1 protein-coding gene is annotated in these 393 nt (G+C 50.4%); it reads left to right on the top strand.

What is annotated here, in order from left to right; genetic code table 11:
- A partial coding sequence (locus AB9K32_RS00090) for a hypothetical protein (RefSeq protein WP_369884007.1) occupies positions 1–393 on the top strand: 393 nt, incomplete at both ends.

Here is a 393-nt window from a genome sequence, read left to right on the forward strand (position 1 = left end):
GGAGTAGCAGCCAATGCTGCGGACATTGCCAACAACACTACTGCGATCGGTAACAATGCCACGGATATTTCGAACAACGCTACCAATATCTCCAACAATACTACGGCTATTGGTAACAATGCTACTAACATCACAACGAACACTTCGGACATCTCCAACAATACTACGGCTATTGGTAACAATGCTGCAAACATCACAACGAACGCTACCGATATAGCCACTAATGCCACGAACCTTGCCAACCATATCTCAGCCGACGGAGATCTATCGGATACGAACGAGATCCAGAACATCGAGGAAGTGCTGACTGACGGGAACGATGCGAACGGTCTAGTGCTGACGGGCCTTGGAGCCCCGACCGCTGCGAGCGATGCCGCTACAAAGGCCTATGTG

It is taken from the genome of Allomuricauda sp. XS_ASV26, from assembly GCF_041224615.1.
GTDB lineage: Bacteria > Bacteroidota > Bacteroidia > Flavobacteriales > Flavobacteriaceae > Flagellimonas > Flagellimonas alginolytica.